The 22523-nt window shown below is 71.1% G+C and carries 24 protein-coding genes and 1 tRNA gene; 12 read left to right on the plus strand and 13 right to left on the minus strand.

Annotated features, from left to right (window positions below):
• Nucleotides 1–57: 57 nt before the first annotated feature.
• Nucleotides 58–1245 carry a thiolase family protein gene (locus tag ACFYOV_RS27565; protein WP_389091968.1) on the minus strand — a complete coding sequence of 396 codons (1188 nt, stop codon included), beginning with the start codon at nt 1243–1245 and terminating at the stop codon, nt 58–60.
• A gap of 197 nt (nt 1246–1442) precedes the next feature.
• Between ACFYOV_RS27565 and ACFYOV_RS27570 the strand changes: the two genes are divergently transcribed.
• From ACFYOV_RS27570 to ACFYOV_RS27600, 7 genes are all read left to right on the plus strand, one after another.
• Complete coding sequence (locus tag ACFYOV_RS27570) at nt 1443–2252, plus strand: alpha/beta hydrolase (RefSeq protein ID WP_389091970.1); 810 nt, start codon at nt 1443–1445, stop codon at nt 2250–2252.
• Nucleotides 2253–2315: 63 nt separating this feature from the next.
• Nucleotides 2316–2576: a WhiB family transcriptional regulator gene (locus tag ACFYOV_RS27575; protein ID WP_389091973.1), complete on the plus strand. Its 261-nt coding sequence runs from the start codon at nt 2316–2318 to the stop codon at nt 2574–2576.
• Complete coding sequence (locus ACFYOV_RS27580) at nt 2573–3055, plus strand: Dps family protein (protein ID WP_389091975.1); 483 nt, start codon at nt 2573–2575, stop codon at nt 3053–3055. The genes ACFYOV_RS27575 and ACFYOV_RS27580 overlap by 4 nt, the downstream gene beginning before the upstream one ends.
• A 34-nt stretch (nt 3056–3089) precedes the next feature.
• Nucleotides 3090–3422 carry a DUF3140 domain-containing protein gene (locus ACFYOV_RS27585; RefSeq protein ID WP_389091978.1) on the plus strand — a complete coding sequence of 111 codons (333 nt, stop codon included), beginning with the start codon at nt 3090–3092 and terminating at the stop codon, nt 3420–3422.
• A 3-nt stretch (nt 3423–3425) separates the two neighbouring features.
• Nucleotides 3426–4079, plus strand: coding sequence for an endonuclease (locus ACFYOV_RS27590; protein WP_389091979.1), 654 nt, complete (start codon nt 3426–3428; stop codon nt 4077–4079).
• A gap of 105 nt (nt 4080–4184) precedes the next feature.
• Nucleotides 4185–4997, plus strand: a complete 813-nt coding sequence (locus ACFYOV_RS27595) for an SAM-dependent methyltransferase (protein ID WP_389091981.1) — start codon at nt 4185–4187, stop codon at nt 4995–4997.
• 54 nt (nt 4998–5051) lie between these two features.
• Complete coding sequence (locus tag ACFYOV_RS27600) at nt 5052–5588, plus strand: NUDIX hydrolase family protein (protein WP_389091984.1); 537 nt, start codon at nt 5052–5054, stop codon at nt 5586–5588.
• A gap of 38 nt (nt 5589–5626) precedes the next feature.
• On the opposite strand, the gene ACFYOV_RS27605 is transcribed toward ACFYOV_RS27600, so the two are convergent.
• From ACFYOV_RS27605 to ACFYOV_RS27625, 5 genes are all read right to left on the minus strand, one after another.
• Nucleotides 5627–6817 carry an ABC transporter ATP-binding protein gene (locus ACFYOV_RS27605; protein WP_389091986.1) on the minus strand — a complete coding sequence of 397 codons (1191 nt, stop codon included), beginning with the start codon at nt 6815–6817 and terminating at the stop codon, nt 5627–5629.
• A 69-nt stretch (nt 6818–6886) separates the two neighbouring features.
• Entirely contained in the window at nt 6887–7720 is an 834-nt protein-coding gene (locus tag ACFYOV_RS27610; protein WP_389091989.1) for a carbohydrate ABC transporter permease, read from the minus strand.
• Nucleotides 7720–8646 carry a carbohydrate ABC transporter permease gene (locus ACFYOV_RS27615; RefSeq protein WP_389091991.1) on the minus strand — a complete coding sequence of 309 codons (927 nt, stop codon included), beginning with the start codon at nt 8644–8646 and terminating at the stop codon, nt 7720–7722. Before ACFYOV_RS27615 ends, ACFYOV_RS27610 begins: the two co-directional genes overlap by 1 nt.
• Complete coding sequence (locus ACFYOV_RS27620; RefSeq protein WP_389091994.1) at nt 8643–9962, minus strand: ABC transporter substrate-binding protein; 1320 nt, start codon at nt 9960–9962, stop codon at nt 8643–8645. The genes ACFYOV_RS27615 and ACFYOV_RS27620 overlap by 4 nt, the downstream gene beginning before the upstream one ends.
• A 239-nt stretch (nt 9963–10201) precedes the next feature.
• Nucleotides 10202–10275 (minus strand) — tRNA-Pro (locus ACFYOV_RS27625).
• A gap of 154 nt (nt 10276–10429) precedes the next feature.
• Here ACFYOV_RS27625 and ACFYOV_RS27630 point away from each other — a divergent pair.
• Nucleotides 10430–11137 (plus strand): transketolase, encoded by a 708-nt coding sequence (locus ACFYOV_RS27630; protein WP_389091996.1) that lies wholly within the window; start codon nt 10430–10432, stop codon nt 11135–11137.
• Nucleotides 11138–11196: 59 nt separating this feature from the next.
• Nucleotides 11197–12117: a transketolase family protein gene (locus tag ACFYOV_RS27635; RefSeq protein WP_389091999.1), complete on the plus strand. Its 921-nt coding sequence runs from the start codon at nt 11197–11199 to the stop codon at nt 12115–12117.
• 276 nt (nt 12118–12393) lie between these two features.
• Here ACFYOV_RS27635 and ACFYOV_RS27640 read toward each other — a convergent pair whose 3' ends face one another.
• The 5 genes from ACFYOV_RS27640 to ACFYOV_RS27660 all read right to left on the minus strand — a co-directional run bounded on the left by ACFYOV_RS27640 (nt 12394) and on the right by ACFYOV_RS27660 (nt 17982).
• Complete coding sequence (locus tag ACFYOV_RS27640; protein ID WP_389092000.1) at nt 12394–12753, minus strand: MmcQ/YjbR family DNA-binding protein; 360 nt, start codon at nt 12751–12753, stop codon at nt 12394–12396.
• Nucleotides 12754–12925: 172 nt separating this feature from the next.
• Nucleotides 12926–15187: an ATP-binding cassette domain-containing protein gene (locus tag ACFYOV_RS27645; protein ID WP_389092003.1), complete on the minus strand. Its 2262-nt coding sequence runs from the start codon at nt 15185–15187 to the stop codon at nt 12926–12928.
• Between the two features lie 87 nt (nt 15188–15274).
• Entirely contained in the window at nt 15275–16042 is a 768-nt protein-coding gene (locus tag ACFYOV_RS27650; RefSeq protein WP_389092005.1) for an ABC transporter permease, read from the minus strand.
• Complete coding sequence (locus ACFYOV_RS27655; protein ID WP_389092008.1) at nt 16032–17015, minus strand: ATP-binding cassette domain-containing protein; 984 nt, start codon at nt 17013–17015, stop codon at nt 16032–16034. Before ACFYOV_RS27655 ends, ACFYOV_RS27650 begins: the two co-directional genes overlap by 11 nt.
• 82 nt (nt 17016–17097) lie before the next feature.
• The gene (locus ACFYOV_RS27660) at nt 17098–17982 is read right to left on the minus strand and encodes a siderophore-interacting protein (RefSeq protein WP_389092010.1); all 885 of its coding nucleotides are present in this window, start codon (nt 17980–17982) and stop codon (nt 17098–17100) included.
• A 113-nt stretch (nt 17983–18095) separates the two neighbouring features.
• Here ACFYOV_RS27660 and ACFYOV_RS27665 point away from each other — a divergent pair, with 113 nt between their 5' ends.
• The 3 genes from ACFYOV_RS27665 to ACFYOV_RS27675 all read left to right on the plus strand — a co-directional run bounded on the left by ACFYOV_RS27665 (nt 18096) and on the right by ACFYOV_RS27675 (nt 20050).
• Nucleotides 18096–18938: a TetR/AcrR family transcriptional regulator gene (locus ACFYOV_RS27665; RefSeq protein WP_389092013.1), complete on the plus strand. Its 843-nt coding sequence runs from the start codon at nt 18096–18098 to the stop codon at nt 18936–18938.
• Nucleotides 18939–19160: 222 nt separating this feature from the next.
• On the plus strand, nt 19161–19808 hold the full coding sequence (locus ACFYOV_RS27670; RefSeq protein WP_389092016.1) for an LmbU family transcriptional regulator: 648 nt from the start codon (nt 19161–19163) through the stop codon (nt 19806–19808).
• A 35-nt stretch (nt 19809–19843) separates the two neighbouring features.
• A complete protein-coding gene (locus ACFYOV_RS27675; RefSeq protein WP_389092019.1) occupies nt 19844–20050 on the plus strand; it encodes a ferredoxin in 207 nt (68 codons plus the stop codon).
• A 76-nt stretch (nt 20051–20126) separates the two neighbouring features.
• On the opposite strand, the gene ACFYOV_RS27680 is transcribed toward ACFYOV_RS27675, so the two are convergent.
• The gene (locus ACFYOV_RS27680) at nt 20127–21419 is read right to left on the minus strand and encodes a cytochrome P450 (RefSeq protein WP_389092020.1); all 1293 of its coding nucleotides are present in this window, start codon (nt 21417–21419) and stop codon (nt 20127–20129) included.
• A gap of 26 nt (nt 21420–21445) precedes the next feature.
• The gene (locus ACFYOV_RS27685; protein ID WP_389092023.1) at nt 21446–22486 is read right to left on the minus strand and encodes a methyltransferase; all 1041 of its coding nucleotides are present in this window, start codon (nt 22484–22486) and stop codon (nt 21446–21448) included.
• Nucleotides 22487–22523 lie beyond the last annotated feature (37 nt).

The following is a 22523-nucleotide window of genomic DNA, read 5'->3' on the forward strand; positions in this document are numbered from 1 at the left end:
GCCCGGCGCGTACGGGTGCCGGGAGCGGCGCCGCCGCGGGCACGCGACGGACACCCGCTAGGGCCGCTCCACCAGCACCGCGCTGCCCTGCCCGACGCCCACGCACATCGTCGCGAGGCCGCGCCCGGCGCCGGTGCGCCGCATGCGGTGCAGCAGGGTTGTGAGGATGCGGGCGCCGGAGCAGCCCAGCGGGTGGCCGAGGGCGATGGCGCCGCCGCTCGGGTTGACCAGCCCGGGCTCGATGCCGAGCTGGTCGACGCAGGCCAGCGCCTGTGCCGCGAAGGCCTCGTTGAACTCAGCCTCCTGGATGTCGCCGATGTCCCAGCCGGCCCGGGCCAGCACCTTGCGGGTGGCGGGGACCGGGCCGATGCCCATGACGTCGGGGTGGACTCCCGCGGAGCCGCCGGCGACGTAGCGGCCCAGCGACTGCAGTCCCAGCTCGTCGAGGGCGTCCTCGCTGACCAGCAGCAGTCCGGCCGCGCCGTCGTTCATGGGTGAGGCGTTGCCCGCGGTGACGGTGCCGCCCGCACGGAAGACCGGCCTCAGCCCGGCGAGCTTCTCGTACGAGGTGTCCTCGCGGATGCACTCGTCGGCGCCGACGACGACGCCGTCCGGGCGTTCCACGGGCAGGAGCTCGTCGTCGAAGTGGCCGTTCTTGCGGGCGTCGGCCGCCCGCTGGTGGCTGCGCAGCGCGAACTCGTCCTGCCGCTCCCGCGTGATGCCGTACCGCGCGGCGACCTCTTCCGCGGTCTCTCCCATGGACAGCAGGCCGTGCAGGTCCTTCATCGCGGGGTTGACCAGCCTCCAGCCGAGCCGGGTGTCGACGGTCTCGATGCGGTGCGGGAGCGCCTCGTCGGGGCGGGACAGCACGAAGGGGGCGCGGCTCATCGACTCGGAGCCGCCCGCGATCACGATGTCGGCCTCACCGGCGGCGATGGTGCGCGCGGCGGTGGTGACGGCCTCCAGGCCGGAGGCGCACAGCCGGTTGACCGTGGCACCGGGGACCGACTCGGGCAGTCCGGCGAGCAGCGCGGCCATGCGGGCGACGTTGCGGTTGTCCTCGCCGGCCTGGTTCGCGGCACCCCAGTAGACGTCGTCCACGCGCGCCGGGTCGAGGGCGGGCGCGTCGGTGACCAGTGCGCGGATCACGGCGGCGGCGAGGTCGTCGGGCCGCACCGACGACAGGGAGCCGCGCAGTTTGCCGATGGGGGTGCGGCGGGCGGCCGCGAAGTGGACGGGACGCACGAAAGAACTCCTGACCGAAAGCCGGAGAGCCGCGCCGGGCTGTCACCACCGGCGGCCCCCTTGGTTAGCACCGCTAGTTTTGGACTATAGACCGCGGGACGGCGGCCTGGGAAGATTCCCGGGCCCGCCGTCCCGACCCCGCCCGTCCCGCCTCGTCCCGTCCCGCCTCGTCCCGTCCTGTCCCGTCCGGAGGGTCCGTGTCCGACACGCGTGAGTTCAGTTTCCCCGGCAGCCGGGGAACCGTCTCGGTCCGTGAGTGGTCCGGGGCGCGCCCCCGGTACATCGCGCTGGTCGTGCACGGCTACGGCGAACACGTCGGCCGCTACGCGGAACTGGCCGACGTCCTCGCACGGCACGGCGCCGTCGTGGCCGGCCCCGACCACATGGGGCACGGGAGGTCGGCGGGCGAGCGCGTGCTGATCGAGGACTTCGAGGACGTGGTCACCGACCTCGAGACGGCGGCCGCGCAGGTGCGTGGCACCCACCCCGGCCTGCCTCTCGTCGTGGTGGGCCACTCCATGGGCGGGCTGATCGCGGCGCGCCACGCCCAGCGCCACCGGGACTCGCTCGCCGCGCTCGTGCTGTCCGCGCCCGTGATCGGCGACTGGGCACTGCCCGCACGGCTGCTGGCCCTGGACGAGATTCCCGACACGCCGATCAGCCCGGCCGCCCTCTCCCGCGACCCCGCCGTCGGCGCCGCGTACGCGGCCGATCCGCTGGTGTGGCACGGGCCGATGAAGCGGCCGACGGTGGAGGCGTTCGCCCGGACCCTGGACACGGTGACGGACGCCGGTGACGTCGGGGGGCTTCCGCTGCTGTGGCTGCACGGCGACGACGACCGGCTCGTACCGCTGTCCGGCAGCCGGCCCGGCGTCGAGAAACTGAGCGGCGGCCGGCCGGCCGCGCGGATCTACCCCGGCGCCCGTCACGAGGTGTTCCACGAGACCTGCAGAGCCCGGGTGTTCACCGATCTGACCGGCTTCCTCGACGGCGTTCTCGCAGGCTGAGACGGCTTCGCGGGGCGGCCGCACCCGTGTTTGTGCCGCAACGGCGGGGGCACCCGCGCGTCCATGGAGTGGTTGCGGAGCGCTGCGTGCGCGGGTGAGGACCCCGAACTGTTCTTTCCCGTCGGCACGTCCGGCCCGGCCGTGCGGGACGTCACCGCGGCCAAGCGCGTGTGTGCCCGCTGTCCGGTGACCACCCAGTGCCTGGACTACGCGCTCAGCAGCGGTGGCCGGGCCTCGGGCGTCTGGGGCGGCACCTGCGACGAAGAGCGCGAGGAACTGCTCCGCGGCACCACGAACACATCAAGGAGGAGAAGCGCCCTATGACCGTTGTCAGGAGCACCCTGCCCGACGAGGCCCGCAAGGTCTCCTGCGAGGCACTCCAGGACACCCTGGTGGATCTGCTCGGCCTCTCGCTGATCGGCAAGCAGGCGCACTGGAACATCGTGGGTCCCCGTTTCCATTCGATCCACCTCCAGCTCGACGAGGTCGTCGCGGCCGCCCGCACCCACGCCGACACGGTGGCGGAACGGTCTGCGACGCTCGGCGTGCCGCCTGACGGCCGCCCGGAGACCATCGCCCGGGTGTTCTCCCTGCCCGCCCCGAAGCAGGGCCGGCTGCGGGACTCGGACGTCGTGCAGGTGATGGTGGACTCGCTCGGCACGGCCATCGCGGGGCTGCGCGAACGCATCGACGCCACCGAGAAGGCGGACCTGGTCACCCAGGACCTGCTGATCTCCATCACGGCGGAACTGGAGAAGCAGCGCTGGATGTTCGAGGCGGAGAACGTCCCGCACGAGGACTGACGGCCTGCACCGTACGTACGCGAAGGGGCACACCATGAGCGACGCCCTCGAACTGGACGCGCTGTGGGAGGACTTCCACCGCGTGGTGAACATGACGTCGGCGGAACTCGCGGCCTGGCTGCGGGTGCGGGACGCCGACGAGCGGACCGAACCGCTGCCCGACCGGGCCGGCAGCGACACCGGACGGCAGGTACTGGCGATCCTCCAGAAGCGGCGCACGGACCTCACGAAGGACGATCTGCGTGTGATGGCACAGGTCGTGGACACCGTCACCGCCGAGACGGACGTGGAGAACGAGCCCGTCGCCGAGGACACCGAGCGACGGCACCGTCTGATGACCCTCGGGCACGATCCGCTCAAGGCGTGAGCCGTGGCCGGCCGGGACGAGCGTGTCGTCCGCGCACTCGTCGCCGCGCACGGGCTGACGTATGCCGAGGAGGCGGGGATCCGGCTGAAGGACACCCCGCAGCCGCTGTACCGGCTGCTCGTGCTGGCCCATCTGCTCAGTGCCCGCATCCGCGGCTCGGTCGCCGTGGCCACCGCCCGTGCCCTGCACGAGGCGGGGCTGCGCGATCCGGCCCGGATGGCCGGCGCCGCATGGCAGCAGCGGGTGGACGCGCTCGGCCGGGGCGGCTACCGCCGCTACGACGAGCGCACCGCCACCCAACTCGGCGACTCTGCCGATCTGTTGAAGGAGCACTGGGGTGGGGACCTGCGCCGGCTGCGTGCGGAGGCGGACGGTGACATCGGCGAACTGCGCGGCCTGCTCCAGGAGTTCCCGGGCATCGGCCCGGCCGGGGCCGACATCTTCCTCCGCGAGGTCCAGCGCGTCTGGCCGGAAGTGGCCCCCTTCCTGGACCGCAAGGCCCTCGAGGGGGCGGCTCGGTTGGAGCTGCCGAGCGACCCCGACCGCCTCCTCGACCTGGCCGGGACGGTGGAACCGGCCGTCCTCGCGGCGGCCCTGGTACGCGCCGCGACCGACAAGCACGTGGCCGAGGACACCGTGCGGCGGGCCGGGTCCTGACCGGTTCCCCTCCCCTCCCCCATTCGCCGGACAACGTGATCTTCTGCGCGGCACAATGGCCGCGGCGGCCGGTTCCGGCCGTGCGGGCGAGGGAGAGGAAGAGACGTGAGTGAGAGCCACACCCCGCCGAGCGGCTCGGCGAGGCTGAACACCGGTGTGGCGCACAACGCGCGCGTGTGGAACTACTGGATCGGCGGCAAGGACAACTACGAGGTCGACCAGCAGGTCGGCGAGCACGTCGCCTCGATCATCCCGATCATCCGGGACATCGCACGGGCGGACCGGGAGTTCCTGCACCGGGCGGTCACGTATCTGGCCGCCGAGCGGGGGGTGCGTCAGTTCCTCGACATCGGCACCGGCCTGCCGACGGCGGACAACACCCACGAGATCGCCCAGCGGATCGCCCCCGACTCCCGCATCGTCTACGTCGACAACGACCCGATCGTGCTGGTGCACGCCCGCACCCTGCTGACCGGCAGCCACGACGGCGTCACCGACTACATCGACGCCGACGTGCACGACCCGGACACCATCCTCGAACGGGCCGCCGGCACCCTCGATCCGGCCCGGCCGGTCGCCGTGATGATGCTGGGCATCCTCAACTTCGTGCTCGACACCGACGAGGCCCGCGACATCGTGCGCCGGATCATGGCGGCGGTGCCCTCGGGCAGCTTCCTGGTGCTGACCCACCCGACCTTCGACTCCGCGCTGCGCGGCGAGGACCAGATCCCGGCCATGGAGTTCTGGAACGCGAACGCCACGCCGCCGCTCACGGCCCGCAGCGGCGAGGACATCTCGGCCTTCTTCGAGGGACTGCACCTGCTCGAACCGGGCCTGGTGTCCTGCGCGCAGTGGCGTCCTGCGACCGACTCGGCCGCGGTGGTGCCGCAGTACGGCGCGGTGGCCGTGAAACCCTGACGGGGCCGTGAGCGGCTCCCCGCATCTCCGGACCGTCGAAAGTATGATCAAACAATGTCTGACATGACCGAGATCACGCCCGGTTGGCTGTCCTCCGACGAGCTGGAGTCGGCCCGGGCCCGCATGCCGATCCTGTACGTCGAGGCCGTCCCGGTGCGTGTGGACGACAGCGGGGAAGTCACCAGCGTCGGCCTGCTGCTGCGCATCGGACCGGACGGCACGGTCAGCCGGACTCTGGTCTCCGGCCGGGTGCTGCACCACGAGCGGGTGCGTGACGCCCTGCTGCGGCACCTGGAGAAGGACCTCGGCCCGGTGGCGCTGCCCCGGGTCCCCGCCTCGCTCCAGCCGTTCACCGTCGCGGAGTACTTCCCCACCCAGGGCATCACGCCGTTCCACGACCCCCGTCAGCACGCGGTGTCGCTCGCCTACATCGTGCCGGTGACGGGTGACTGCCGGCCCCGGCAGGACGCCCTCGACCTGGTGTGGTTCAGCCCGCGGGAGGCCGTGTCGGAGGCGGTGCAGAGCGAGATGCCGGGCGGGCACGGGGTGCTGCTGAAGCAGGCACTGGCGCACGCCGGCTGCGTGATCTGACGACGGCACGGAGGGCCCCGGTGGGGCCCTCCGGCCGGTCAGGCGGCGCCCGCGCTCTCCGGGTGGGTGAGGTTCGCCCCGGTCCCCGGGTCGAAGACGTGCGCCTTGGACAGGTCGATCCGGAGTCGTACGGGTTCGCCCTCCCGGGCCCGGGTGGCCGCGTTCAGCCGGGCGACGATCTGCTGGGCGTCCCCGGCACCGGTGTCCCGCAGCCCCGAGTCCGTCGCCAGCTCCTCCAGTTCGGCGGTGGTCACCGGACCGCCCTCGGCGCTGAAGTAGACGTAGGCGTCGGAACCCAGCGACTCCAGCACATCCACGGTGACGGTGACCTCGGGGCCGCCGCGTTCACGGGCCAGCGAGGCGTCCTCGAAGGCCTCGGGACGCAGCCCGACGATGACCTGGCGGGGAGCGTTCCTCCGTTCCAGCGCCTGCCGCATACACTCGTCGAGCGGCAGGTCGCCCAGCGGGGAGCGCAGTAGGCCGGGCCCCACGGTGGCGTTGAGGAAGTTCATCGCCGGGGAGCCGATGAAACCGGCGACGAACAGGTTGCGCGGATGGTCGTACAGCTCGGCGGGGGTGCCGATCTGCTGGACCAGGCCCTGACGCATGACCACGACCCGGTCCCCCAGGGTCATCGCCTCGGTCTGGTCGTGGGTGACGTACACGGTGGTGGTGCCCAGGCGGCGCTGGAGCCGGGAGATCTGGGTGCGCATCTGCACCCGGAGCTTGGCGTCGAGGTTGGACAGCGGCTCGTCCATCAGGAACGCCTTGGGGTCGCGGACGATCGCCCGCCCCATGGCGACCCGCTGGCGCTGGCCGCCGGAGAGGTTGGCGGGCTTGCGGTCCAGGAACTCGCTCAGGTCGAGCACCCGGGCGGCCTCCTCGACCTTGGCGTCGATGGTCGCCTTGTCGACTTTCGCCAGACGCAGCGGGAAGCCCATGTTCTCGCGCACGCTCATGTGCGGGTACAACGCGTAGCTCTGGAACACCATGGCCACGTCCCGCTCCTTGGGCGCGAGGTCGTTGACGACCTTGCCGCCGATGCGCAGGGTGCCCTCGGTGATGTCCTCCAGTCCGGCGATCATGTTCAGGGTGGTGGACTTGCCGCACCCGGACGGGCCGACCAGGATCACGAACTCGCCGTCGGCGATGTCGAGGTCCACGTCCCTCACGGCGAGGGATCCGTCGGGATAGCGCTTGGTGACTCCCTCGAGGACGATCTCGGCCATGGGTGGTGCCTCCTTGCCTTCATGCTGTCCGGGTCCGGGTGCCGCGCCGAGCGGGCCGGTGCGGACCGGTCACCCCTTGACCGCCCCGGAGGTCAGTCCGGCGACGATCCGCCGCTGGAAGAGCAGAACGAAGATGATGATGGGGATGGTGATCACCACGGCGGCGGCGGCGATCGACCCGGTGGGCTGCTGGAACTGCGAGCTGCCGGTGAAGAACGCGATGGCGGCGGGCACCGTGCGCGCGGACTCGGTCGAGGTCAGCGAGATCGCGAACAGGAAGTCGTTCCAGCAGAAGATGAACACGAGGATGGCGGTGGTGAACACGCCGGGCGCCGCCAGCGGCACGATGACCCGCCGGAACGCCTGCGCGGGCGTGGCCCCGTCCACCTTGGCCGCCTTCTCCAGGTCCCAGGGAATCTCCCGGAAGAACGCCGACAGCGTGTAGATCGCCAGCGGGAGCGAGAAGGTCATGTACGGGATGATCAGCCCGATCCAGGTGTCGAAGATCCCGATGATCCGCTCGATGTTGAACAGCGGCGACACCAGCGAGATCGGCGGGAACATGGCGATCAGCAGCGACATGCCGATGAGCACCTGTTTGCCCGGGAACCGCAGCCGGGCGACCGCGTAGGCGGCCATGGTGCCGAGCGCCACCGCGATCGCCGTGGCGATCAGGGCGATGCCGATCGAGTTGATCAGGGCCCGGGTGAACTGGGACGTCTCGAAGATGCCTTGGTAGTTCTCCCAGGTCCAGTCCCGGGGGATGTAGTTGCCGTCGGTGAGGGTGGCGGGGTCCTTGAAGGACAGGGCCGCGATCCACCACACCGGGAACAGGGCGTACAGCACGACCACGACGTTGACGATCGCCCATCGGGTGGCGTGCGTCTTGCCTACGGCGGACATCAGCGCTTCACCTCCGCGCCGGGTGCGGCGGCGCCGAACAGCTTGACGAAGGTGAAGGCGATGATCCCGACGCAGAGGAAGATCAGGACCGAGATCGCCGACCCGATGCCCAGGTTCAGCGCGGTGAACAGGTTGTCGTAACCGAGGATCGACAGGGAACCGGTGCCCTGGGCGCCCGTGGTCAGGACGTAGATGTTGTCGAAGATCCGGAACGCGTCGAGGGTGCGGAAGAGCAGTGCCACGAGGATGGCCGGTTTCATCAGCGGCAGCATGATCCTGATGAACCGCTGCCAGGGGGTGGCGCCGTCCACCATTGCCGCCCGCAGGGTCTCCTCGGGGACCAGGGCGAGGCCGGCGAGCAGCAGCAGTGCCATGAACGGAGTGGTCTTCCACACCTCGGCGAGGATGATCAGCCACAGCGCCGGCCACTGCTCGGTCAGCGGGGCCTCGCCGCTGGGCAGCAGTTCGGCGAGGTAGCCGAGTTCGGGGGTCCAGGCGTACTGCCAGGAGAAGGCCGCGACGACGGTGACGATGCCGTACGGGACGAGGACCGCGGTGCGCACGGTGCCGCGCCAGAAGAGGGTGCGGTGCATCACCAGGGCGAGCCCCATGCCGAGGACGAGTTCGACGGCCACGGACACGGCGGTGATGAACAGCGTGACCCAGAAGGCGTCCCACCAGAACGGCGAGGACAGCACGGCACCGTAGTTGCTGAAGCCCACGAACTCGGCCTGTCCGGGAAATCGCAGATCGTAGCGCTGGAGGGACAGGTAGACGGCGTATCCGATGGGGTAGGCGGTCACGGCGGTCATGACGAGGACGGCCGGTGCGCACAGCAGCCAGCCGAGCCTGCGTTCCTGCTTGGCCCCCGCCGAGAGGGCCGCCCGGCCCTTGCCGGCGGGCGGCTGCGGGAGGTGCTGGTTCACGGGATCACACCTTCGGATCGCAGGGCCTCGTCGATCTGCTCCCTGATGGTGGCGACCGAGCTCTCCGGCTTGATCGCGGACGGCGGGGACAGCGTGTGGGACACGGCGATCGACACGTTCTGGTAGGCGGGGGTGAGCGGCCGCACGCTCGCCGACTCCAGAGCCGCCAGCACCTCCTGGGAGAAGGGGTACTCCTTCATGAAGGACGGCTCGTCGTAGAGGGCGCGCAGGGTGGGCGGCAGTCCGCCCTCGAGCGCGGCGGTGAGCTGGTTCTCCCGGTTGCGCAGGCACAGGGCGGCCTCGAAGGCCAGGTCCGGGTGGCGGGAGTAGGCGCTGACGGCGAGGTCGATGCCGCCGATGGTGGGCCGGGCCGGGCGGTCGGCGTCGACCCGGGGGTAGGGCGCCCAGCGGAAGTTCTCGAAGAGCTTGGGGTTGTTCGCCTTCATCGACGGATAGACGAACGGGTAGTTCAGCTCGAAGGCCGCCACCCCGGACTCCATGGCGAGGCGGTTCTGGTCCTCCATCTGGTTGGGCAGGGAGGGGTCCGCGGCCGGGGAGTCGGCGAGGTCCCGCATGATCGAGGCGGCCCGCACGGCGGGCGCGCCGAGGGACGGCGCACTGGCGTCCCTGTCGAGGATCGAACCGCCCGCGCTGTTGATCAGCGTGTTGAACCAGACGGTCAGGCCCTCGTACTGGGCGCCCTGGATCTCCACATAGTGCGGTTTGCCCTGCCGGGCCAGCTCGCGGGACCTGTTCAGCATCTCGGACCAGGTCTTCGGCGGCGTGGGCACCAGGTCCTTGCGGTACCACAGCAGCTGGGTGTTGGTGTTGTACGGGACGGCGTAGAGCCGGCCCTTCCAGGTCGCCGTCCGGAGCGGGACGCGCAGTGTGCCCTCGCTGGCGCGGCGCTTGGCCTCGCCGGTCCACTCGCGGATCCAGCGGGCCTCGGCGAACTCCGCGGCCCAGGTGACGTCGAGTCCCAGGATGTCGAGGGAGTCGTCCTCGGCGGCGAGCCTGCGCACCAGTTGCTGGCGCTGGCCGTCGGCGGCACGCGGGAGCCTGTTGTAGCTGATCCGGTAGCGCCCGCCCGAGGCCTGGCTGCACCGGTCGGCGGCCTTCTGCAGGGCGCCGGAGTCGTCGGGGAAGTTGTACCAGTTGAGGGTGGGCCGGGAGGTGCTCTCGTCACCGCCGCAGGCGGCGAGCGTCGACGCCAGCAGCGTCAGCGCGATCAGCGCCCGCGTCCGGCCCCTCCTCCGGGGGCGTCCCCGCTTCCCGGCGTTCCCCGAAATCGGTCGGCAGCCGCACCTGGGGTGCACGCGCTCCACACCTCGCTTCCGGGACGGTGATGCGGGATCCGGATCCCGCGGCGGTGCTTACCCGGCGAACGTTAGGCAGTACACAAAGCAACATCAAGGACATTTCATGATGAATCGCCCGTCCGGAACAGCCCTGCGGGCCTCGAGAACCCCGACCGGCGGCACCGACGGGTCCGCACACGACGAAGAGGCCGTCCCGGATGCCTCCGGTACGGCCTCTGATCTGCGACTCTCGCGAGTCGGGACGACAGGATTTGAACCTGCGACCCCTTGACCCCCAGTCAAGTGCGCTACCAAGCTGCGCCACGTCCCGTTGCCCGCCTGACCTGGGGATTCCCCGGGCCGAACGCGCACGGAAACAATACCGCACTCGGGGCGGTGATCGCGCACTCCTTTCGGCCGGGCCTCGGCGAGGGCCGCACGCTGCGATTTGACCTCAACTTTGGTCGAGGTTGCAGGATCCCCGTATGACGATCACCGAGGAACACGCACGTACGTACGGATACGCCGACCTGCCGGCGCTGATGGGCCTGATGACCGGCGACGAGAAGCACGGGCCCGCCGCGACGTCCACGCTCGACGTGCTGTGGGTGCTCTACGACCGGGTGCTGCGGGTGGGGCCGGAGCGGATGGACGACCCCGGGCGGGACCGGTTCCTGCTGTCGAAGGGGCACGGGCCGATGGCCTACTACGCGGTCCTGGCCGCCAAGGGCTTCCTGCCCGTGGAGTGGCTGCCCGGCTTCGGCTCCTACGACTCCCCACTCGGCCACCACCCCGACCGGACGCTGGTCCCCGGGGTCGAGATCGGCAGCGGGTCGCTCGGGCACGGGCTGCCGATCGCGGTCGGCACGGCCCTCGGACTGCGCGCCCGGGGACTCGACGGGCCCCGGGTGTGGACGCTCATCGGGGACGCCGAACTGGACGAGGGCAGCAACCACGAGGCGATCGCCTTCGCCGGTCCCGCCGCCCTGGAACGGCTGCACACCGTCGTCGTCGACAACTCCTCCGCCAGCCACGCACGGCCCGGCGGGATCGCCGCCCGCTTCCAGGCGGCGGGCTGGTCCGTGGCCACGGTGGACGGCCGCGACCACGAGGCGCTGCACACCGCGTTCACCACGCCGCACCCGGGCCGTCCGCACGCGGTGGTGGCCCGGGTCGAGCGCAAGAGCGCGTGACCCCGCTTCTCCCCTCTCCCCTTCCCCCTTGGCTCTCCTTCTGGAAAGGACCGGTTCCCGTGGACACCATGCGTGACCGTTTCGCCCCTGTCGTCACCCGGCTGCTCGACGAGGATCCCCGGATCGCGGTCGTCCTCGCCGAGATCGGCGTGGACGGGTTCTCCGAGGCGTTCCGGCGGTTCCCCGACCGGGTCGTCAACGTCGGCATCCGTGAGCAGTTGCTGGTGGGCGCTGCCGCCGGGATGGCGCTCACCGGGCTGCGGCCCGTTGTGCACACCTTCGCCAGCTTCCTGGTGGAGCGGCCCTTCGAACAGGTGAAACTGGACCTCGGCCACCAGGGCGTGGGCGCGGTGCTGGTCAGTGCCGCCGCCTCCTTCGACTGGCCGGCGGGCGGGTACACGCACATGGCACCGGGTGACGTGGCGCTGCTCGACACGCTGGACGGCTGGACCGTGCACGTCCCGGGGCATCCGGACGAGGCCGAGGCACTGCTGCGGCACGCGGTCGGGGCCGGCGACGACAAGGTGTACGTGCGGCTGTCCGTGCAGTCCAACGCGCAGGCCGTGGCGGTGGACGGGGAGCGGTTCCGCACCGTCCGCGAGGGCCGGTCGGGCGTGGTGGTGGCCGTCGGGCCGCTGCTCGACACGGTGCTGGAGGCCACGGAGGGGCTCGACGTCACCGTGCTGTACGCCACCACCGTCCGTCCGTTCGACGCGGCCGCCCTGCGCCGGGCCACGGAGACGGCGGGGAGCGACGTCGTCCTCGTCGAACCGTATCTGGCGGGTACGTCGACGGCGGCGGCGAACGACGCGCTGGCCGATGTGCCGCACCGGGTGCTGGGCCTGGGCGTGGGACGGCGTGAGCTGCGGCGCTACGGCCGGATCGACGAGCATGCCGCCGCCCACGGCCTGGACTCACGGTCGCTGCGCGAGAGCATCGGGGCGTTCGTCGCGGGCTCGGCGGTGCCGGTGGGCGCGTGAAGGACGGGGCCCGAGACGGACGCCACGGTGGCGGTGGGCACGGTGGCGGTGGGCACGGTGACGGCGGACCGGCCTGGGCGGGGACGACGGCGCCCGGTGTGTGAGCGGGGCGCGGCGCAGGGGTTGGTGGTGGCCGGTGCGGTCGGCGCTCGCAGGGGCGGGCGCCACTGCCTTCGGGCCGGCGGACGGCGCGGCAGCCGGAGCCCCCCTCCGGCCCCGGCTGCCACGCACGTTCCCGGATCATGTCACGCGGCACCGACAACGCCGGAGGGGGTTTCAGTCGGCGGCCGGCAGGCCGAGCCCGGGGTGCGCCTCCAGCAGGCGCGGCGGGGCCGCCTGACGCCAGGAGTCGGCGAGGATGTCGCGCAGTTCGGCCTCGTCCTCCAGCGCGGCGAGGCGGACCCTGACCCAGGCGAACTGCGCCTCGTGGTCCGCGATCCAGAACTTCCCCGGTTCGGCGAGGGCCAGTTCGTCGCGCTCCTCCTTGGGGCAGCGCACGGCGAGGGACGTCTCGTCCTCGGGCAGCGTGGCGAACATCTTTCCCGCGACCCGGAACGTGGGCATGTTCCAGGCGACCTTCTCCGTCGTGTCCGGCAGGGACAGGGCGATCCGTCGTACGTCTTCGGCATCCGGCATGGCAGGAACCGTAGCCGCTGCCACTGACATCGATCCTGGCCCCACGGTCCCGCTCCCCTGGTCGCAGGGGTGGCCCCGCCCGTCGCAGGGCCTGGAGCGGATCGTCGTCCTGCTCCCGCGAGAACGCGGCCTGCCGGGGGGCGACGGCGCGCCCTCCGGCGGACATGGTGCGTCATGTATGCGTGAGGTCCCGGCGGAGGTGTGCGGCGGTGTGCGAGTCGGTGGCCTTCAGGAGGTCGGCCGGGGTTCCCTCGAACAGGACTCGCCCACCGCCGCTGCCTCCCTCGGGGCCGAGGTCGATGATCCAGTCGGCGCTCTTGACGACGTCGAGGTTGTGCTCGATGACGATGACGGTGTTGCCCTGGTCGACGAGACGCTCGACGATGCCGAGGAGACGCCGGACGTCCGACATGTGCAGGCCGGTGGTGGGCTCGTCCATCACATAGACGCTGCCCACGCGGTGCAGTTCGGCCGCGAGTTTGAGGCGCTGGCACTCCCCGCCGGACAGGGTGCTGAGCGGCTGGCCGAGGCGCAGGTAGTCCAGCCCCACCTCGTTCAGGGCGTGCAGGACCGGGCGGAGCCTGGGTTCGGTGAAGAAGTCCGCCGCCTCGGCCGTCGTCATCTCCAGCACGTCGCTGATCGACCGGCCCCGCAGGCGGTGGCGCAGGACCTCCTCGCGGAAGCGGCGGCCCCGGCAGACCTCGCACACGGACTTCAGCGTCTCCATGAACGCCAGATCGGTGTACAGCACGCCGAGCCCCTGGCAGTGGGGGCAGGCGCCCTTGGAGTTGGCGCTGAACAGTGAGGCGCCGACGCCGTTGGCCCTGGCGAACAGTTTGCGGATCTGATCCAGCAGGCCGGTGTAGGTGGCGGTGTTGGACCGCCGGCCGGCCGCCACCGGCGACTGGTCGATCACGACGGCGTCGGGGTGCTGCCCGAGGAACTCGTCGTTGACCAGTGAGCTCTTGCCCGATCCGGCCACCCCGGTGACCACGGTCAGGACGCCGGTGGGGAAGCCGACCGTCACGTCTTTCAGGTTGTGGCTCTTCGCGCCGGTGACGGTGAGCGTCCCGGTGGGGCGACGGGGCTCGGCCTTCAGCGGCAGCCTGCGCCTGAGGTGGCGTCCGGTGAGGGTGTCGGCCTCGGTGAGCTCGGCGAAGCTGCCCTCGAACACCACGTCGCCGCCGAGCGCTCCGGCCTTCGGGCCCATGTCCACCACGTGGTCCGCGACGGCCATGACGTCGGGGTCGTGCTCGACCACGAGCACGGTGTTGCCCTGGTCCCGCAGCGCGACCAGCAGCTCCCTGAGCCGGTACACGTCCCGGGCGTGCAGTCCGACACTCGGCTCGTCGAACACGTACAGCATTTCGGTGAGGCTGCTGGACAGATGGCGGACCATCTTGATCCGCTGCGACTCACCGCCCGAGAGCGTGCGGGTCTCCCGGTCCGGACTGAGGTACCCGAGGCCGATGTCGACCAGGTGACGCAGGCGGCCGATCAGGTCGTCCAGGACCGGTTTCACCTGGGGCAGGTCCAGCTCCGCCAGGACGTCGGTGAGGTGCTCGGCCTCCATGGCGGTGAGGTCCGCGATGTGGCGGCCGCCGATCCGGCAGGCCAGCGCGGCGGGCCCGAGGCGCGTGCCGCCGCAGTCGGGGCAGTCGGCCGAGTGGACGAACCGCCGCAGCACCTGGCGGCTGCGCTCGGACATGTCCTCCTTCTTGACGTAGAGCCGGGTGAACTTGTCCGCGAGGCCCTCGTACCTGACGTTCAGCGTGTTGCCCTGCCACACCAGACGGAGCTTGTCCGGCAGTTCGCCGTGGAGCAGCAGCTGCCATTCCCGCTCGGTGAAGTCGGCCAGCGGCTTGTCGTTGTCGAACAGGCCGGACTCCACATAACTCAGCCAGTACCAGCTCTCGGTGGAGAAGTCCGGGTGCAGCAGCGCGCCCTCGTTGAGGGACCGGGAGCGGTCCACGAACGCGTCGAGGTCGAGGGTGACGACCGTGCCGAGACCTTCGCAGGTCGGGCACATGCCCTGGGGGTCGTTGAAGGAGAAGGTGCTCGGCGGCAGCCCGGCGGGGTCCCCGGCGCGGGAGAACAGCAGGCGCAGCAACGGGTTGATGTCGGTGATCGTGCCCACCGTGGAGCGCGGGTTGCCGCCCAGTCGTTTCTGGTCGATCACGACCGCGGCCGAGAGGTTCTCGATGGAGTCCATGTCCGGACGGCCGTAGTCGGGCAGGAACGTGCGGACGAACGCGGTGAAGGTCTCGTTGAGCTGCCGCTGGGCCTCGGCCGCGACGGTGTCGAAGACAAGGGACGACTTGCCCGAGCCGGAGACGCCGGTGAAGACCGTCAGCTGTTGTCTCGGGATCCGCAGCGAGACGTTCCTGAGGTTGTTCTCCCTGGCACCGGTCACCCTGATGGCGTCGGTCGTCACATGTGCTCCTCGGTGGTGCGGGGGTGGGCTCCCCCTCCGGGGGATTAAGGGGGAGCCCGGTCTTGGGCCTGTTCGGCGGGCGCGCCGTCAGGCGTTCTCCTTCTGGAACGTCCGCGTGCCCCACAGGAGGGCGAGCGCGGCCATGAGCAGCAGGACGAGAGAGCCCGTCAGCAGCCCCGTCGAGCTCATGTCCCCGCGGAACGCGGCACGTTCGGCGTCGACCACATGGGTCAGCGGGTTGATCCGGGCCATGTTGTACAGCCAGCCGGGGGCCAGTTGCTCGGAGACGGGCAGCAGTACCCCGGACAACAGAAGGAGCGGCAGGAGTACGGCGTTCATCAGCGAGGGGAACGCGGCCTCGCTCTTGAGGACGAGCGCCAGCGCGTACGACCCCGAGGACAGCGTGATGGCCAGCACCGCGGCGATCGCCAGGCTGAGCAGCATGCCGGACGCCGGGGCGTCCAGGTCGAAGACGAGGAGGGTCACCAGCACGATCAGGGTGGACTGCGCGGTGGCCTGTACGGCCTGGGCCAGGACCTTCCCGAAGAGCAGTGCGGCCCGGCTGGCCGGGGTGCCGCGGAAGCGGTCGACCACGCCGACCCGGTACTCGGTGAGCAGCCCCACCCCGGCGAAGGAACCACTGAACAGCGCCGTCTGGACGATGAGGGCCGGGGTGAGCACCTCCCAGGCACCGCCGGGCGGGAAGCCGGGGGTGTGGTCGACCACCTTCACCATGAGCGGTCCGAAGAGGAACAGGTACAGCAGCGGCTGCATGATCCCGATGATCAGCCAGGTCGGACTGCGCAGCGAGAGCCTCATGTCCCGCAGGAAGATCAGCCGGGTGTCACGCAGCATGGGCTGCCTCCATCGCCTCGGGCGTGGCCTCGCCGTCGCGCAGGGAGCGCCCGGTCAGGCTGAGGAAGACGTCGTCGAGGGTGGGCCGGTTGACCTTGACCGAGGCCATGGCGATGCCGTGGCTGTCGAGGGCGCGCAGCAGCTCCGGCAGGGCCGTGTCGCCACGGGGCACCCGGAACCGCACGGTGTCGGCGGCGACGGTCACCTCGTGCGCGCCGGGCAGCCGCTCGGCGAGTTCGGCCGCCCGCGCGGCCCGGTCGGCCACCTCGACGGTGACGGCGTCACCGGCGACCCGGGCCTTGAGTTCGTCCGGGGTTCCCTCGGCGACGATCGTGCCGTGGTCGGTGACGAGGATCCGGTCGCACAGCGCGTCGGCCTCGTCGAGGTAGTGGGTGGTGAGGAAGACGGTCGTGCCCTGCTCGGTGCGCATACGGCGGACGTGGTCCCAGAGGTTGGCCCGGCTCTGCGGATCGAGCCCGGTGGTGGGCTCGTCGAGGAAGACCAGCGCCGGCTCGTGGACCAGGCCGAGCGCGATATCGAGCCGACGGCGCTGACCGCCGGAGAGCGTCTTGGCGGGGCGCTGGTCCAGGCCGGCCAGATCGAGCCGCTCCGCGAGCAGCGCGCCGCGCCGCCGTGCCTCGGCCCGTGACAGCCCGTACAGCCGGGCCTGCAGTTCGATCTCCTCGGCGACCTTGGACTCCGGCCAGGTGGAGCCGCCCTGGGCGACGTAGCCGATTCTGCGCCGGACGCCCTGAGGGTCCGTCAGCAGGTCGCACCCGGCAACGGTGCCGGCCCCGCCGGTGGGCCGCAGCAGGGTGGTCAGCATCCGTAAGGTCGTGGTCTTGCCGGCCCCGTTGGGTCCGAGGAAGCCGACCAGTTCCCCGGCCGCCACATCGAAGTCGATGCCCTTGACGGCGTCGACGGTACGGCCCCGCAGGCTGAACCGGCGGGCAAGACCTCGCACTGTGATCATGCAGTCCTTCTCTCGTCCCGGCCGTTGTCCGGCCGGGTCGCGGCGGTGCCCGGTCGGGAGTCGGGCTCCGCCGCTCGGATCGTCAGGAGTGGTCATCGGCGGCTGCCTGGAACTCGGCGAGCCGCTCCTGCGCCTCGGCCATGTCCTCGGAGGTCGGGGCGTCGTCCTGGGTCAGCTTGAAACGCCAGTAGCCGCTGAAGTCGATCGACCCCTTGTCCAGTCCCCGGTCGTTGACCAGGTGACGGCGCAGCGCCCGGACCGCGCCCGCCTCGCCGGCCAGCCAGGCGAAGGGACGCCCTGGCGGGAACTCGGCCCCGCGGACGGCATCGGGCAGCACCTCGCTGCGGCCCGGCGGGGTCCCGTCGCGGTAGAGCCAGTGGACGGTGACGTCCCCCGCCGTCTCGAAGGACTGCTGCTCGGTGTGGTCGGCGACCTCGATGTAGACCAGGGCGCGGGCTTCCTTCGGCAGGGCCTCCAGCAGGGTTCCGATGGCGGGCAGCGCGGTCTCGTCACCGGCGAGCAGCAGCCAGTCGGCCGCGGCGATCGAGTCCGTGAGGGAGACCGGCCGGGCGTAGACCGCCGACGGGCCGACCATGCCGAGCCGGTCACCGGGGCGGGCCGAGCCGGCCCAGCCGGTGGCCGGGCCGGTGTCGCCGTGCAGGACGAAGTCGATCTCGACGGTCCTGGTCCCGGGTACGCGCCGCCGGAGGGTGAAGCTGCGCATCCACGGCCGCTCGTCCTCGGGGATGGCCAGGAACGCCTGGTACCAGCTCGCGGCGTCGTCGTTCTGCTCCGGCAGGACGGGCAGTCGCTGGCCGGCCCGGGGGAAGCAGAGCTTGAGCTGCTGGTCCGGAGACCGGCCGACGGAGTCGTCGAGGTGGTCGGCCTCGAACGTCACGCGGGCCATCCGCGGTGTGATGCGTGTGATGTCGGTGACCTGGATGAACGTGACGGGGAGCTCTGCCATCGAAAACCTTCCACGAACGTCGGGCAGCCCGGGGCGGACCGGCGCCGACCTGATATCTTTACACCGTAAAGAGATGCTCGACGAGGTTACTTTACGCAGTAAGGAGTTGCAAGGTGGTTGTCTTTGCCGGACAGGGCGACGCCCGCCGTTCCATGGCTCTGCTCTGGCGCTCGGCCGAATCCGGGGGCGCCAGGACCGGGCCCGGGCCCAAGCCGGGACTCGACATCGACACGATCGTGGCCGCAGGGGTCGCGGTGGCGGACGAACAGGGAATGGCGGCTCTGTCGATGCGGGCGGTCGGGGCCCAGCTCGGGCGGACCGCCATGGCGCTCTACACCTACGTGCCGAGCAAGAGCGAACTGGTCGACCTCATGCACGATCGGGTACTGGCGGAGCTGCCCACCGAGTACGGCACCGGCGCAGGCTGGCGCCCGGCGATCACGGCCTGGGCCGAGGACGTCTGGGCGTTCCATCTGCGCCACCCCTGGGTGCTGCAGGTCTCCCAGGCCAGACCGGTGCTCGGGCCGAGCGAGTACGGGCAACTGGAGACGGTGGTGCGGATCCTGCGCGAGACCGGACTCGACCCGTTGCACGTCAGGCGTGTCATCGCCGTGTTGTTCCAGTTCGTGCGGGGTATGGCCCGGGTCGCCGCGGAGCACCGCGAGGCGGCCCCGGAGACCGGGGTGTCCGACGAGGAGTGGTGGGCGGAGCGGTCCGCGCTGCTCACGGAGTTCGCGCCCGACTTCGCCGAACGCTTCCCCGCCCTGGCGGCACTGGAGTCGAGCGCGACCCTCACCGCCGTGACGGGGGCGGAGGCGGGCGGCGCCGCGTCGCACATGGAGCGTGAGGCGAAGGAGGCGTTCCGGGTTGGCCTGGAAGTGATCCTCGACGGCATCGAGGCGGCGGTACGGGCGGACTCCGACGGCACGGTTCACGCCTCCGTCCGCACACCCTGACGGAGCCGTGCGGGCCGGCCCGCACGGCTCCGCAGCAATGCGCCCGTGCGGGTGTCAGCCCGGAAAACGATTGCACCCCAATCGGTCATACCCCGGCCGGAAATGTTCATTGACGGCATCTCGGGCGGTGATCTACGGTTTTTTCAGCTTGCGCCCTTGATGGCTCGAGGGCGCGACGACTGGTGCGAGATGCGTCAGTGCCTCAATTCCAGGAGAATGCCGGTGCAGCAAATCGCCAAGTACCACCAGAGCAACCGTCAATTACCAGTCGGCCGCCGAGCGGGCGAAGCGGCCCATCCCCGCAGGCCCGGCGGTCAGGAACGGATCCTGACCACCCGGGTCGGCCTGAAGATCCCCGCCACCCTCACATACGACCGATGGGAGAAGGCCGGACAGCACATCTTCCAGATCGCCGACTCCTCCGCCTGGTGCCTGGGCGACTGGCTCGTCTACGGCCAGGACCGCTACGCCGACCGCTACCAGACCGGAGTGCAGGCCGCCGGGCTCGACTACCAGACACTGCGCAACTACGCATGGGTGGCACGCCACTTCGAGCTCTGGCGCCGACGCGAAGCCCTGAGCTTCGGCCACCACGCCGAGGTCGCCTCCTTGCCGCCGGCGGAGGCCGACGCCTGGCTCGACCGGGCGGAGCAGCACGGCTGGTCCAGAAACCGGCTCCGGCTGCAGCTGCGGGAGAACCGCAGGGGGAACCGGACGACCGCGCCCGCGCAGGCCAGTCTGCCCCGGATCAGCGCGCCCTGCGACCGTGTCCAGCGCTGGCGCGAGGCCGCCTCGAGGGGAGACCGGGACTTCGAGGAATGGATACTTCTGACACTCGACCGCGCCGCCGCGCACGAACTCGGTCACTGACGGCCCGCCCGCCCGACCACCGGAGACGGCCCCTCATGCAGATCCGCATCGACCACCACACCTGTATCGGGTCCGGGCAGTGCGCCCTGACGGCACCCGCGGTGTTCACCCAGGACGACGACGGGTACGGCACGCTCGTACCCGGAGGAACCGACACGACGGCCCCACGGCAGGTGACGGAGGCCGCTCTGGCCTGCCCCGTCCAGGCCATCGCCGTGGCGGACGACCCGCCTCGCACCTGACGACGACGACCACCCACCCCCCAGGGCTGAGGGCTCCACGGAACACACCGTGGAGCCCTCAGTGCTGCGCTCACCGTCACCGCCGCAGCCGCAGGCGCAGCGAGTTCAGCCGCCAGCTGCCGGGCAGCCGGGCGCGTTCCAGCTCCGGATCGCCGTCCGCGAGCGTGAGGTCCGGGTAGTGCGCCAGCAGCCGGGCGAGCGCCACCTCGCCCTCCTGCCGGGCCAGCGTGGCACCCAGGCAGTAGTGGATGCCATGACCGAAGCCCACGTGGTTCTCGGCCTGCCCGTCCTGCTGGCGTGTGATGTGCAGCCGGTCCGGGTCGGTGTAGTGCCGCGGGTCGAAGTTGGCCGACACCAGCACCGGTTGGACCGCGTCGCCGCGTGAGACGCGCGTGCCGGCGAGTTCCAGGTCCTCGGTGGCGTAGCGCAGCCGCGCCACCTGCACCGAGCCGCACCACCGCATCAGCTCGTGCACCGTGCGCGGCAGCAGGTCCGGGTCTCCCCGCAGCAGCGCCAGCTGGTCGGGGTGGGTGAGCAGCGCCGCGGTGCCGTTGCCGATCAGATGCGCGCTCGTCTCGTGACCGGCCAGCACCAGGGTGAGCACCATGGTGACCATCTCCGTGTCGCTGAACCGTCCGCCGTCGTCGTCCTGGGCCCGGATCAGCTCGCTCAGTAGATCGTCCTTGAGTGCGGCGCGGCGCCTCTCGATCAGTTCGTGGCAGTAGTCGATCATCACGGGGAAGGAGTGCTGCAGCCGTTCGGGCCGCATCGACACCAGGTCGCCGCCCCATTCCCGCCACCGCTCGAGGTCGGCCGCCGGGATCCCGACGAGCTCGCAGATCACCGTGATGGACAGGGGGTAGGCGAAGTGCTCCAGCAGGTCGACCGCCCCGTCCCGCTCCCGGTGCGGCAGCTCGGAGAGCAACCGGTCGGCGATCCGCTCGATACCGGCGCGCAGATCGAGGATGCGGCGGGCCGCGAACGCCCGGGTCACCAGGCGGCGCAGCCTGGGATGGTCCGGCGGGTCGCTGTCCAGGATGGAGCCGAGCAGGTAGACCCGCAGGTGTTCGGGGACCTTGAGCAGCTCCATCATGCCCTCGCGCGGATCCGCACCCCCTTCGCCGGGCACGTGGGAGGGGGTGTTCACGAACCGGGGATCGCGCAGCACCGCGCGGACGTCGTCGTAGCGGGTGACGAACCACACCGGAGTGCCGTCGACGAACCGGCCGCGGACGACCGGGCCCTGCTCGCGCAGCCGGCCGTAACCGCCGAAGGGGTCCGCGAGCAGGTCCGGGTCCATCATGTGCGGGCCTGCGGGGCACACCGCTCCCCCACCGGCCGGCCGGGCGTCCTGGAACGTGTGGGACATGGTCGGCTCCGGTTCTCGCTGGGGCGTCACTTGACCGCGCTGATCACGCCGTGCGGCGTCCACCGGCCGCCGGGCAGCCGCTCGGGCTTCACGAAACCGGCCGCGGCGAACCACTCCTCGTACTGGCCCCACCGGTAGATCGTGCTGCTCGCGGCGGGCAGCGTCGCGAAGTACACGTTGTCCAGGGCCGCGTACAGCGGTCCGTCGCCGCTGTCGTCGGACATGGCGTTGAACACCAGGACCCGCCCGCCGTCCGGCAGGGCCGCGTGCGCCTTGCACAGCAGACGCACGTTCTCCTGCGGCGACCAGATCACCAGCTGGTTGGCGAAGAGCACACAGTCGTGCCCCGTCGGATAGGGGTCGGCGAAGATGTCCGCGGCCCGGACGGAGATCCGGTCCTCCAGGCCGTGCTCGGTGATCTTGCGGTGGGCGATCTCCACCGTGCCGGGGAGATCGAGGACGGTGAACTCGACACCGGGGTTGGCCTCGGCGAGAGCGATGGCGTTGACGGCGTCGCCGCCGCCCACGTCGAGCACCCGGCGCACACCGGTGAGGTCGGCCTTCTCCACCAGCACGGGATTCGACAGCCGGGACCAGGACCGCATGCAGCGGTAGAACAGCTGCTCGAGGTCGGGATCCGCGGACAGCCGGTGGTACAGGTCCTCCCCCGTGCCCTTGATCCGTCGCAGGCCGACGTTGGTGTTCTCGCGCAGCGACTGGGTGAAGTCCACCTCGGCGGGCCGGACGATCCGCTCCTCGTACTCGATCAGGTCCTCGATGATCTCCCAGGTCCCGTCCGAGAACAGGCCGTTCAGCACATCGGCGTTCTCGTACGCGTCGCCTTGACGGACCGTCAGCCCCAGGGCAGTGGTGCCGAGCAGCAGGATCTGCACCGGGCGCTCCTCCAGGGCGAGTTCCCGGCCGATCTGCGGCGGGGTCAGGCCCGGCCGCCGGTGCAACAGGGTGAACAGCCCCAGATTGCGGCCGGCGTTGAGCATCTGGAAGGCCGAGGAGCCGAACAGGATCTGTACCAGTCCGTCGGTGGTGAGCGGGGATGCGTTTGCCATGGGCACTCCGTATCGGCTGAGGTGGTGGGTCTCGTGC

The organism is Streptomyces sp. NPDC005931 (assembly GCF_042871235.1).
GTDB lineage: Bacteria > Actinomycetota > Actinomycetes > Streptomycetales > Streptomycetaceae > Streptomyces.

Bases quoted from the DNA above. Each gene is read 5' to 3' on its own strand.
- ACFYOV_RS27630 (WP_389091996.1), top strand. From the start codon at position 10,430: ATGACGATCACCGAGGAACACGCACGTACGTACGGATACGCCGACCTG.
- ACFYOV_RS27605 (WP_389091986.1), bottom strand. From the start codon at position 6,817: ATGGCCGAGATCGTCCTCGAGGGAGTCACCAAGCGCTATCCCGACGGA.
- ACFYOV_RS27600 (WP_389091984.1), top strand. From the start codon at position 5,052: ATGTCTGACATGACCGAGATCACGCCCGGTTGGCTGTCCTCCGACGAG.
- ACFYOV_RS27680 (WP_389092020.1), bottom strand. From the start codon at position 21,419: ATGTCCCACACGTTCCAGGACGCCCGGCCGGCCGGTGGGGGAGCGGTG.
- ACFYOV_RS27685 (WP_389092023.1), bottom strand. From the start codon at position 22,486: ATGGCAAACGCATCCCCGCTCACCACCGACGGACTGGTACAGATCCTG.
- ACFYOV_RS27655 (WP_389092008.1), bottom strand. From the start codon at position 17,015: ATGATCACAGTGCGAGGTCTTGCCCGCCGGTTCAGCCTGCGGGGCCGT.
- ACFYOV_RS27575 (WP_389091973.1), top strand. From the start codon at position 2,316: ATGGAGTGGTTGCGGAGCGCTGCGTGCGCGGGTGAGGACCCCGAACTG.
- ACFYOV_RS27650 (WP_389092005.1), bottom strand. From the start codon at position 16,042: ATGCTGCGTGACACCCGGCTGATCTTCCTGCGGGACATGAGGCTCTCG.
- ACFYOV_RS27610 (WP_389091989.1), bottom strand. From the start codon at position 7,720: ATGTCCGCCGTAGGCAAGACGCACGCCACCCGATGGGCGATCGTCAAC.
- ACFYOV_RS27580 (WP_389091975.1), top strand. From the start codon at position 2,573: ATGACCGTTGTCAGGAGCACCCTGCCCGACGAGGCCCGCAAGGTCTCC.
- ACFYOV_RS27660 (WP_389092010.1), bottom strand. From the start codon at position 17,982: ATGGCAGAGCTCCCCGTCACGTTCATCCAGGTCACCGACATCACACGC.
- ACFYOV_RS27640 (WP_389092000.1), bottom strand. From the start codon at position 12,753: ATGCCGGATGCCGAAGACGTACGACGGATCGCCCTGTCCCTGCCGGAC.
- ACFYOV_RS27585 (WP_389091978.1), top strand. From the start codon at position 3,090: ATGAGCGACGCCCTCGAACTGGACGCGCTGTGGGAGGACTTCCACCGC.
- ACFYOV_RS27675 (WP_389092019.1), top strand. From the start codon at position 19,844: ATGCAGATCCGCATCGACCACCACACCTGTATCGGGTCCGGGCAGTGC.